The following is a 10,965-nucleotide window of genomic DNA, read 5'->3' as shown; positions in this document are numbered from 1 at the left end:
CGCGTGCATCCTCGCGGACGTAAACCCCCAGAATGCGCCCGCCGCAAGGCAAAATATTGCCTGCGTTGGGCGCGCGCGGCCCCTCCCAGCGAGACCACGACATTCACGCTCTCCGGAACGCCCCAGAGGCTCCGTCCGGACCGGATGCGAGCCGTTTTGATCGACCCAAGCGGGAGATTATTACTGGGCGGATTTTTAAGTCAATACCCTTTAGGAATTGCTCCGGCGAGTCGCACCCGCGACACGCCGATGTTATTCGTTTCAACAAATCAGACTTCATGCCCGAAAACAGGTCGCGGGTACGCTTGAGAACACGTCCGATGACAGGAGGCTGACGTGGCCGAAGCAACGCTGAACGGAACCACGGTGCCCGAGGTGATGGCCGAATTGGCCGCACTCGAGGACCCGAAATCACGCGAGGTGAACGAACGACACGGCGACGACCACGGCGTGAACCTCGGCAAGCTGCGCGCTGTTGCGAAGCGCCTGAAGATCCAGCAGGACCTGGCGCGGGAACTGTGGGCCACGGACGACACCGCAGCCAAACTGCTTGCCCTGCTCATCTGCCGCCCGAAGGCGTTTGACCGGGACGAACTGGACGGCATGCTGCGCGCGGCGCGCACGCCCAAGGTACACGACTGGCTAGTGAATTACGTGGTGAAGAAGGGCCCGCACGCCGAAGAACTGCGGCAGGCCTGGTTTGCCGATCCGGATCCGGTGGTCGCGAGCGCCGGCTGGGCGCTCACCAGCGAACGCGTGGTCAGGAAGCCCGAAGGCCTGGACCTCCCCGGACTGCTGGACATTATCGAGGCGCAGATGAAGGCCGCCCCGGACCGCCTGCAGTGGGCCATGAACACCTGCCTGGCCCAGATCGGGATCGAACACCCCGCCTACCGTGACCGCGCGATCGGGATCGGCGAGCGCCTGGAAGTCCTGAAGGATTACCCGACGCCGCCGAACTGCACCTCTCCGTTCGCGCCGGCCTGGATCAACGAAATGGTGCGGCGCCAGGACGCCGGCTAGGTTCCGGCTCTTTATGGCGCGGCGTCGCTAGCGGACGGTCACAGCCTTCACGGCGCGGAAGTGCGCGGGCGTAGGCTTGACGACGCTGTCCGCGTACTCGGGGTGCTTGGGCAGCCAGGCGGCGACATAGGGGCAGACCGGGACCACGGCATATCCGGCGCCGATGACATCCTCGACGGCGGCGCGCACCAGCACCGATGCGAGGCCCTGGCCCGCGTAGTCCTCGGACACGCCGGTGTGGAACAGGACGCGCTGAATGGCGCCGTCAGCGTCTACATCCACGTAGGATTCCTCGCCGATCACGTCCTGCGTGGATCCGTCCGTGCCGCGGTCGATGAGAACGTACCGTGATTCTTCGGGCCGGTCCTGCACTTCGAAACGGGTGTGGGACATGTGTATCCTCCTCGTCTTGTTCTGCGGATTCTTGTTCTGCAGATTCTTGTTCGGTGAATTTCAGTAAGGTCTGCTTCAGTGGATGAGCTTGCCGTCGGCGTCGCGGGGCCGCACCGGGTGCCCGCTGAGGATCGAGATGCGGTTGAAGGCGTTGATCGTGACCGCCACCCACTCAGCCGCGACGAAGGTTTCCTCGCCCAGGACGTTGCGGGCGGCCGACAACTCGGCCTGGCTTTCTTCGGTCAGCGGCAGTTTGGTGGCAGCTTCGGTGATCGAGAGGACTGCTGCCTCGCGCTCGGCGTACGCGTCGGTCTCCCGCCAGGCCGGCAGCAGGTCGAGCTTCTGCTGGGCGATTCCGGCGTGCCGGGCCTGCCTGGAATGCAGGTCCAGGCAGAAGGCGCAGCCGTTGATCTGGGAGGCGCGCACCTTGATGAATTCCACTTCCTGGGCAGTGAGCCCGCGCTGCAGCACGGCCTTACTGATCGCGGCCGCGTAGGTTTCTGCGGCGTCCCAGGCCTCGGGCATGACCTTGTCCAGGAAGGGGCGCGTATCCATACCCTCGAGGATAGCCGGGCACGAACGGGGCCGAAGCGCAGGACGTGTGTGGAGGAGGAGAGGGGTGGGCCCTGTGGGGCTCGAACCCACGACCCACGGATTAGCGAAACCTGGCCCGCCAGCATCGTCGAGTTCCATGCCTGCGGCCTCATGGAATTTAAGTCGCTCCCCCGTGAGCCGCTCGGTGCCGGCGTCCACCGTTGCGAAGGAGAAGCGACGGTCACCGGAAATGGTGAGCCGAATACAAAAGTTCAGGGGTCACTCGGGCAAACCTTATGGTTCCGGTCGTACCACAAGATCGAGAACACCGGCCCTTCAAGGACGCCCCAAACACGGATGAGGTTTCCATGGCGGAGCCGGAAAACCTCCTCCTGGTCGCCCCTTCCGATGTCGTGCAGACGGCGCTGTGCCGCTTCACAGATCGAGCCAACGGGCTGAGCATGGTGAAGCGCCCGACTCCGGCGGGAGGCGTTGAACGTCAGCTCCTTCACTTCCCGCCACGTGAGTTCCGACGTTCTGGAGAGAAGGTCAAGCAAATCTGCTGTCTCCTTGGGACTAAGATCCCAGTCCCATTCCCCAGAGTGTTCATGGTCGACTTCCTGAGCAGACCACTTGAACAGCTTGTCGTCGATGGCAACCGGCTGAACAGAAAGGACCTTAGCCTTCTTGTCCTTTGCCGATAGTCCCCGGGTATCAACCCAAGCCTGCTTACTGGGCTTCGGGGCTTGCGGTGTGGGGATACTTCTCTTGGCCACTCGGGATCAAATGGACTGGGTGGCCGCAGCCTGCTCAGCAGCGATGCCACCAAAGAAATCCTGCATGATGTCCAAGGACACAGGCACTTGGCAACGAGCCCCGCTGGGGACATTCTTCCTGGCAGCCTTCCATGGCCGTTCCGAATGGGTGAGATCACTGAGCTGCTGGCCGCTGAACTGCCCGTATGCGGCAAGGACGGCGTCTATCGTTGCGCATTCCTCGGCTCCAATGGCATTTGGATTGCCATCCGGCCAAGAATCCACCGTAAATCTTCCACGGTGTTTTTGGTACAGGTCGTAGACGACAGGCCCATTCGCCCAAGCTTCGATGCGGGATCCAAAGAGCGGCTTTTCATCCCAAGCCAAAGACCAGCCCTGGCTGTAGTAACAAAGCTTTTGGAGCTTCATTGTGCTCATCGCGCCGCATTGCTTAAGAATGTAGGCGGCTACATCATGGACGCTGACCATCGCAAACCTCCTTCCAGCACCGGCTATCTACCATACTGCACTTCCGACGTTGGCTTGAAAAGCGTCCGCGCCCACGACCCTTCCGTGATGAGCTGCCCGCGCACTTGGACAGGGTCCAAGATGATGTCACCCAGAGCGCCGCGGCCCGTCGAAAAGCTTTCGAAGCCGCCGGCTGGGTCGTCGGCGATTTAGGGGGGTCGGTGGCTTCGCGATCAACGCGCTCGGCGGCATCTAGGACTGGTTTGGGCATCAGGAACGACGCCAACGGGCACGCCACATACCTTCAGCGGTGGCGTCTTCACCGTGCCCGCGCTTCTCAAGCGGCGGCAGCGTCCAAGATTCGCCCCGGGCAAGGATCGCTCCACACCATGCTCATGCCAGAACTCATCGCGCGTTCAGCCCGAGAACAGAGGGAGACTTGGAACGCCTGGGACACCGCCGGCGCGCAGGCACCGGACCAGGATGCGCAGCCCGGCTCCCCTCGTCAGGGCTAGCGGGGGAGAAGCCGGTGCTATCGACGCTCACGACGTCAGTAGACGACCTCCACCTGCCGATGTGCAATGGCAATCTCGGCCCTGCCATCAAAGCGATCCACGAGGTGATGTTGGAGGTCAGTGATGAGGTGCATACCTGCGATTTCTGGATCAGTGACCGCATTGGTGACGACACCTGGGTCGTTATCCTGAACCATTACGTGGCTGGTCCCGAGCGCGGCCGCCTGTAGATCAACGGCATCTACTTCGATGTCGAAAACCGTCGTGAGTCTAATGCGAGTCATTGGTCGCCTCCTAGAAGTGATGGAAACACAGCCTATATCCCGAGGGCGACGTCTTGCATTGGGGCATGCGGGCGGCGCTCGCGAAGGACAATCGGCAGGTGGTCGCCGCCCTGAGATCGACGGCCCCATCTGGGCCCCGACGGGACTCAGTCGCGCGGCACTCATCACCTGCGTGCAGAAGCCGCGCAGATTCCCGACGGCAATACGGGCAGCTATCAGAGAATCGCCTTCAACTGAGAGGGCGCGAGGTGGGGCAGACCGAGATCTACTCTGGCAGCTTCAATAAACTGCGTCCGGCTTGGAGCAATGTCAGTAATCATCCTCGGCCGAAGCAGCTTTCTGTCCCACTCGGAAAGTTCCGGCTTATCTGGCGATTCCGACTGGCTCAAATTCAGCCAGCCGATGTCAAGCATCAGTCCAACGCTCACTGCCCGTACTCAGAACGTCAGTGGATGCGACCATCGTGATCCGGCCTAGGACGACGTCCAATCGGTCAAGCTCGGTTCTCAGTTCCCGCGCGTTATGGCCATCTTTGATGCCTTGGATGATGTCGTTTGACTTGACCAGGAAGTCCACATAGGCTTCCTGCTTTCTATCCCGGAGCCACGCTACATGCTCCCGGTTTCGGGTGTCTTCGAACGTCTCCTTGGTGTTCTTCCGGTTTATCCCCGCGGTGATCCCCGCGCCTCCGAGCCCGGCAATAAGACCAACGATGAGAGGTCCAACCAACCGGATTGCCTCCTGATCCAACCTCAGCCCTCCTCTTCGTAGGAGCGAATCGCGACTTTCACGGTCGAAGCGATGGCCAGAAGAGTCTTGCCTTGAGCGTGTTCACGGATGGTAGGTTCGACGGTGCCGGGATCCATGGTCCGCGGGGCCGACTTGCATGCCTTGGGCTTGCGCTGGGCCGTGCTTTCTCGGGCGCACCGGGAGCAAGGACGTTGGGTGGGAACCAGGCTGCTTAGTTCTGGAAAGCCGGACATCCGGAAGTTGGTCAGGCCTTGGAGAGGTTGGTGAATTAGTGGAACTAAAAGATTGGCTCACGATTGCAGCAAGTCTGATCGTAGGGCTTGGATCTAGCGGTCTCACCACTTGGTTTTCTCATAAGAAGGCGGTTCGAGACCGGGAGGATCAATTGAACCGGGAAAAGGCTGAACACGCGGCGAAGCGGGACCACGCGCTCCGGGAATATCTCCGGGTCCTTGAAGAGGTAGGCGAGGACTGGGAGGCCGGAATCATCTTCCAGAGGCAAACAAGCACGATCAAGGGCTCATACGCCAGCCACATCCGCCCGGCGCGGGAGACGGCATACCACTACTTCGACCACTTTTCGGAGCCTGAACAAGTCCGCCTCAAGTATCCTCTCGACCCCGACAATCCAACCGCCGACCAATACCAAGCCTTCGAAGAATTCCACAAGAGCGTGGAAATCCTAGAAGCCCATTTTGCAAGCATGCGGGGCGGGACCTAGTTGGGTTTGTGTTGGATTCGCCCCGGAAATGAAAACAGGCCAGACGCGAATGCCTCTGGCCTGCACAAGGGTGGACGCAATGGAGCGCTGCGGGAACAGGCGACAGCGGGTTGAGCGGCTTGCTTCCGCGTGGAATCACAGGTCTGGGGTTGCCGTCGAGCCTGTAAGTGCGCCCGACGACCCACTCATCGCGGCGTCGGCGGAGCCAAGGAGACGCGCTCGAACACGGCTGACTGAGGACGAAGTGGACGCTATGCGAACAGCTCGCGCCGATGGCGTCAGCGTGACCGTTCTGGCGAAGCAGTTCGGTGTGCATCGCGGAACAGTCTGGGCAAGGACTCACTCCCACGCTTGACTTCACTCGCGTCAGATGGTTACAGTTATTTCAGTCGCTATCCGTTCGTTTCAGTTGGAAGTGAAGATGTCCGGAATCCTGCCAGATGATGTTCAGGCGCTCCGCGATGCTCTCGAAGCCTCACCAGATGACGTTACCGTCACGCTCAACCTGACGCGCAGGAGTGCGGAGAAGGTTCTCGAGCTCCTGGAGGCGGAACACTCCACAGGAGCGGTCGTGCTCCCGGTCAAGGACCTGTTCACCAGCACGGAGGCTGCCTCGATGCTGGGCATGTCTCGACCCACCCTCATGAAGCTGGTCGATGCGGGCACCGTAGAGCACATTCGCGTCGGCAGCCACCGCCGCATTCCCATGCGGGCGATCGCAAAGTACCAACGCGAGCGCCAGTCGGAGCACGAAGAAGCCGCGGCGGCGCTGGAGGAGTTCCGCAGCAACATCACGTTCAAGGGAGACCTGTGAGTTCACCAGTCGTCTTGCTCGATCCCGTCGAGTTCCTCCAGCCCAACCGAAGGTTGTTCATTGACACAAACGTCTTCATGGACACGGAACCGCGCCGGGCAGGAGGGTTGAAGCGACTCTTCGAGCGGGGGCAGACGACGATCCTCGCCAACAACAACCCGATCGTCGTGCCGACCAAGGTGGTCGGCGAGCTGACAAAACAGAGTCAGATCGATCCCTCCGGGGAGTCGGAGGAGCGCGCCCAGGCCATCAAGAAGGCAGGCGCCGCACTCACCTTCCTGAAGAGCGCGAGCCGCGTCGGGCTCGTGCGCAAGGACCTTGGCGATGACACCAACCCGTACGCTGACGACCTGTTCCTGCAGCTCTTCGAGCGCTTCGCGGGCACCTACGAGATGTGTCTTCTCACCCACGACATCACGATCAAGCTGCGGATTCGCCTCCTCGCTCACCGCCTTGCCAAGCGTCTCCTCGTTGGCGTCCTGACGAAGGATGGCGACCTCGAAGTAGACACCGATGATTCGCTCTTCGATCGCGGTCACCGCAAGTATGCCCGCCACGCCGCGCGCGTCGCCGATGGAACAGGGAACTTCAAGGACGAATCCGAGGTTGCGGCGCTCAAGCCGCTTCTGGATGAGTTCGGGAAGATATTCGGCCTGAAGACGTCTGCCGTCAAGCTGGGCCCGCGGACCACGCGGTCGTCCGCGCCAAGCCCATCAACTGCCCGTTGGCCGGCGGCAACCCCTGCTGCCCCGGTCAACCCGTTCTCTGCACGTGCAAGGCTCAAGCCGAGTGACACTCCCCTCGCCTTCTCCGCACTCCCCAGTGAAGGCGAACGGGTCGAGTGGGCCTCCGCCGACAAAACAGGGACGCTCGTTCTCGGCGCGCTGCTCGGCGAGGGTGGCGAAGGCACCGTTTACGACGGCGACCGCAGCACGGTCGTCAAGATCTTCGACAGGGACCACCTCACGCGTCACCGCAAGGAGAAGATCGAGTTGCTCGTCGGTCGGAACCTCCGCGCGAAGGGCCTCTGCATTCCCACGGCGGTCGTTCGCAACAGCGCGGGCGAGTTCGTCGGGTACGTGATGCCGAAGGCAAGCGGCCGCGAGTTTCAGCGCACCATCTTCAACAAGCGGAAGTTCGAGCGCGAGTTCCCCACGTGGAAGAAGACCGACCTCGTCGATATCTGCATCTCGTTCTTGGAGAAGGTCCAGTACCTGCACTCCATGAATGTGATCCTCGGTGATATCAACCCCAAGAACCTCATGGTCGACGAGAAGAAGAACGTCTTCATCATCGACGCTGACTCCTGGCAATTGGAGGGCTACCCCTGCCCGGTCGGAACCCCGATGTTCACCTCACCGGCCATGCTCGGAAAGGCCTACTCGGATGACCTACGCGCGATGGAAGACGAACTCTTCGCCGTCGCGACCATGCTGTTCATGATCGTCATGACCGGCCAGTTCCCGTACATCCGGACGGGAACCGACGGCGACATGGTGCAACTCATCAAGGAGGGTAACTTCGCCTTCCAGTACGAGAACCGGAACAACAAGGACCAGCCCGAAGGCGACTGGAAGTACATGTGGAGCCACATCCACAAGCCAGTGAAGGACCTCTTCTGGCACAGCTTCCACCGCGAGGGCAAGCGTTACAAGAAGCGCCCCACTGCCACCGAATGGCTCGAAGCGTTCAAGGCATACAAGTCGTACCTGCGGAACGGCCGCATGTGTTTCGACCCAATGTCGAACGACGTGTACCCGATCCGGAACAAGGCCTTCAAACAAGACGCCCCCATCCAGGACTGCCCGACCTGCGGTCGCAAGGATGCCATCGCAGGGATCTGGAACGATGACAACGAGGAGTACTTCGTCCCACGACAGTGCAACAAATGCAGGGACCAACAGCCTGCGCCTCTCTCGACAGCCCGACCACCTTCTACAACGCGAACTGCAGCAAGTCGGCCCACGTCACAGCCAACCGCAACTTGCAAGGACTGCCACACGAGCTTTCCGACAGCACAACTAAAGTACGGCCGTTGTCCCGCCTGCACGACGAAGGCGAACACGCTTGATCCGAATCGCCTGTGCACTGATTGTCGGCAACCGTTCATCACCTACGACCACATCGCGTGGTTCACGGCCAAGTACCTCGACATCCCGAAGTCGCACTCGGCGATCAAGCAGGTCTGCCCGGCAGCGGGTCGCCCAACGCCCTCTCCCACAGCCAAGTCGCGATCACAGTCACAGCCCGGCTTCTGGACGCGCCTCTGGAAGTGGTTTGCCGGCAACTAACAGAAGGCTCATCCTTCAAGAAGGGAATCAACCATGGCACGCCTCAACATCGGGGCCGACGACCTCGTCGACAACCCGACACCGCGCGTACCCGTCTCGCTCTGCCTCGACACCAGCAGCTCGATGAGCGGGTCGCCGATCCAGGAACTCGTCCGCGGCGTCAACCTGTTCTACGATGCGATTGACGAGGATGATGACGCTCACGACTCCGCCGAGATCAACATCGTCGAGTTCAACTCATCTGCGGGTCTGGTCCACGACTTTGCGAGCATCGAGCGACTGCAACGGATCTCGTCTCTGGCGGCGAGCGGCACGACCGCCATGGGAGCTGGCGTAAACCTCGCTCTTGACACCCTCGAAACGAGGAAGGCCACCTACTCCGGTAGCGGCGTCCTCTACTACCAGCCGTGGCTGGTGCTCATGACCGACGGCGCGCCCACCGACAACATCGACACCGCCGTCATGCGAGTCGTCGATATGGTCGAGGCGAAGAAGCTCACCGTCTTCCCTATCGGCATCGGCAGTGGCGCAGACATGAAGACGCTCGCGCGCTTCAGCCCCAACCGCCCGCCACTGCGTCTTGACGGCTTGAAGTTCAAGGAGTTCTTCGAGTGGCTCTCTCGGTCCGTCGCGCGCGTGTCGCGCTCGACGCCGGGCGACACCGTGAAGCTCGATCTCGAAGGACTGGCTGGCTGGGCGGAGCTGTAGGTGTTCAAGGAGTTCCACTACCAGGTGCGCGGACACGGGCACCTTCGCGACGGGACGCCGGTCCAGGACCGAACGAAGTACCTTTCGCGTGGCGGTGTCCAGGTTCTCTGCCTCGCTGACGGTGCTGGCTCCGCATCGCACTCGCAGTTTGGTGCGCAAGCCGTCGTTGACGAAGGTTGTGCTGCACTTGTTGAGCAGTTCGCTGAGTTCGCGTCGTCCGACGACGGCGTCAAAGTCAAGGTAGCGCTGCTCGAACGGCTCGTGTCCAAGGTCGCCAGTGTTGCCGAACGGCACGATGTCACCTCCGAGGATCTGGCGTCAACATTCCTCTGCGTTGCGGTCTCTGGCGACACGTTCCTCGGCGCGCACGTCGGCGACGGAGTTGTCGGCTTCCTGAAGCACGGTGACCTGCGCGTCATCTCCGGCCCAGACAACAGCGAGTTCGCCAACCAGACCACGTTCGTGACGTCCTCGCGTGCACTCGAGTCCATGCGACTCTTCCGAGGCTCGCTTGACGGAGTGGACGGGTTCATTCTCATGAGCGACGGAGCCGGGGAGAGCCTCTTTGACTCTCGCACGGGCCAACTGGCGAAGGCCTGCTCGAAGCTGATCAGCACCGTCGCCGCCATGCGAGGGAGTCAGAACAAGACGTCAGAGCACCGCAAGCGTCTGCGACGCCTTGTGGACATCACAATCCGGGATGCAACCAAGGACGACTGTTCCATCGGGATCTTCGGTCGAACGGCCACGCAATGAACGTCAGCGACGACGCGGTGTTTGCGAGGATTGCCGAACAGGTTGAACACCTTCGCGCGGAGTTGGAGCGAACCCGGCGCGACTATGAACGGATCATGATCCACCTCTCCCAGCTCTCGGCAACCGTCACGGATAAGTCGAAGCGCACTGCGATGGAACTCATGGCCACCGTGGTCGCCACGGACTACGAACTGAAGGTGCTCCTGCTCCGAGACCTCGAAGAGCCCCATGATCGGGAAGTGTGGGAGAAGTACCTCGCCTTGGTGATGTGGGCGACGGTTGAGGAGCTGCCGCCTCGTGTCGGTCAAGACTTCGGGAATGCGGGGAAGGCCCTCAAGGACTCTCTGAAGCTGCTTCGATCCGACCAAGCGTTCATGAAGGCGCTTGGCGACATCCGCAATCGAGTCGCGGCACACCGCGACGTCACCAACGGGGACCACTGGCTTGCCCAGTGCCACCTCTCAGCGATTTCGAACAAACACAACACTCGTGCTGTCCTACAGAGCAAGATCGTGGCCTACACCGGAACCGTGCTCGATGCTCTCAGGGCCTTTGGGTGCTCACTCCTTCGCGAGCACCCTGACATGCTTCCAGAGCGAGAGTAGACCCGAGCCGTATGCGGGCATGCCCAGCCGCAAGCTCGCTGGGAAGATGCGGCACGCCCTGCTCCACAGGCTTCTCCTTGTCGAGACGCCGATTCGATGCGGTCACGCGTCTTGCAGATCAAGGTCCGTACTAGTCTGTATGAAATTGGCCAACGGTTTGTGGCACGGCGGCGTGAGGAGTGGCTGCGATGGTGGAGAAGCGGCGGGGGCCGGGGCGGCCGGCGTATGACTCGAAGTTCTACAGCCGCAACCTCGCCACTGAGGGGGTGTCAAGTTTTCTGTGTAAGGGACCGGTCGGTTGTCCGGTCTGCCTGATGGTCAGATCGGGAGTCTGTTGGGGAATTGGAT

At 61.4% G+C, this 10,965-nt stretch carries 14 protein-coding genes; 7 read left to right on the top strand and 7 right to left on the bottom strand.

Annotation, left to right across the window (positions count from 1 at the left end; genetic code table 11):
- Positions 1-378: 378 nt before the first annotated feature.
- Positions 379-1,023, top strand: coding sequence for a DNA alkylation repair protein (locus D3654_RS19030; protein WP_120523103.1), 645 nt, complete (start codon positions 379-381; stop codon positions 1,021-1,023).
- Positions 1,024-1,050: 27 nt separating this feature from the next.
- On the opposite strand, the gene D3654_RS19025 is transcribed toward D3654_RS19030, so the two are convergent.
- The 7 genes from D3654_RS19025 to D3654_RS19000 form a co-directional block, all read right to left on the bottom strand.
- Positions 1,051-1,416, bottom strand: coding sequence for a GNAT family N-acetyltransferase (locus D3654_RS19025; RefSeq protein ID WP_120523027.1), 366 nt, complete (start codon positions 1,414-1,416; stop codon positions 1,051-1,053).
- Between the two features lie 75 nt (positions 1,417-1,491).
- Positions 1,492-1,971 (bottom strand): carboxymuconolactone decarboxylase family protein, encoded by a 480-nt coding sequence (locus tag D3654_RS19020; RefSeq protein WP_120523026.1) that lies wholly within the window; start codon positions 1,969-1,971, stop codon positions 1,492-1,494.
- A 251-nt stretch (positions 1,972-2,222) separates the two neighbouring features.
- Positions 2,223-2,726, bottom strand: coding sequence for a hypothetical protein (locus D3654_RS19015; protein WP_120523025.1), 504 nt, complete (start codon positions 2,724-2,726; stop codon positions 2,223-2,225).
- A 6-nt stretch (positions 2,727-2,732) separates the two neighbouring features.
- Complete coding sequence (locus D3654_RS19010) at positions 2,733-3,194, bottom strand: Panacea domain-containing protein (protein ID WP_120523024.1); 462 nt, start codon at positions 3,192-3,194, stop codon at positions 2,733-2,735.
- Positions 3,195-3,723: 529 nt separating this feature from the next.
- Positions 3,724-3,972 (bottom strand): hypothetical protein, encoded by a 249-nt coding sequence (locus D3654_RS19005; RefSeq protein WP_120523023.1) that lies wholly within the window; start codon positions 3,970-3,972, stop codon positions 3,724-3,726.
- A gap of 215 nt (positions 3,973-4,187) precedes the next feature.
- Positions 4,188-4,385: a hypothetical protein gene (locus D3654_RS20595; RefSeq protein WP_162943801.1), complete on the bottom strand. Its 198-nt coding sequence runs from the start codon at positions 4,383-4,385 to the stop codon at positions 4,188-4,190.
- Entirely contained in the window at positions 4,378-4,722 is a 345-nt protein-coding gene (locus D3654_RS19000) for a hypothetical protein (protein WP_120523022.1), read from the bottom strand. Before D3654_RS19000 ends, D3654_RS20595 begins: the two co-directional genes overlap by 8 nt.
- Positions 4,723-4,993: 271 nt before the next feature.
- Between D3654_RS19000 and D3654_RS18995 the strand changes: the two genes are divergently transcribed.
- From D3654_RS18995 to D3654_RS18970, 6 genes are all read left to right on the top strand, one after another.
- The gene (locus D3654_RS18995) at positions 4,994-5,443 is read left to right on the top strand and encodes a hypothetical protein (protein ID WP_162943800.1); all 450 of its coding nucleotides are present in this window, start codon (positions 4,994-4,996) and stop codon (positions 5,441-5,443) included.
- 421 nt (positions 5,444-5,864) lie between these two features.
- Positions 5,865-6,257, top strand: a complete 393-nt coding sequence (locus D3654_RS18990; protein WP_120523102.1) for a helix-turn-helix domain-containing protein — start codon at positions 5,865-5,867, stop codon at positions 6,255-6,257.
- Positions 6,254-8,548, top strand: coding sequence for a protein kinase domain-containing protein (locus D3654_RS18985; protein WP_120523020.1), 2,295 nt, complete (start codon positions 6,254-6,256; stop codon positions 8,546-8,548). The genes D3654_RS18990 and D3654_RS18985 overlap by 4 nt, the downstream gene beginning before the upstream one ends.
- Positions 8,549-8,581: 33 nt before the next feature.
- On the top strand, positions 8,582-9,256 hold the full coding sequence (locus D3654_RS18980) for a vWA domain-containing protein (RefSeq protein ID WP_120523019.1): 675 nt from the start codon (positions 8,582-8,584) through the stop codon (positions 9,254-9,256).
- The gene (locus D3654_RS18975) at positions 9,257-10,012 is read left to right on the top strand and encodes a PP2C family serine/threonine-protein phosphatase (RefSeq protein ID WP_120523018.1); all 756 of its coding nucleotides are present in this window, start codon (positions 9,257-9,259) and stop codon (positions 10,010-10,012) included.
- On the top strand, positions 10,009-10,617 hold the full coding sequence (locus tag D3654_RS18970) for a hypothetical protein (RefSeq protein ID WP_120523017.1): 609 nt from the start codon (positions 10,009-10,011) through the stop codon (positions 10,615-10,617). The genes D3654_RS18975 and D3654_RS18970 overlap by 4 nt, the downstream gene beginning before the upstream one ends.
- The last annotated feature ends 348 nt before the right edge of the window (positions 10,618-10,965 follow it).

Source organism: Arthrobacter celericrescens (assembly GCF_003614925.1).
GTDB lineage: Bacteria > Actinomycetota > Actinomycetes > Actinomycetales > Micrococcaceae > Arthrobacter > Arthrobacter celericrescens.
This window is presented reverse-complemented; position numbering and strand designations above follow the sequence as displayed.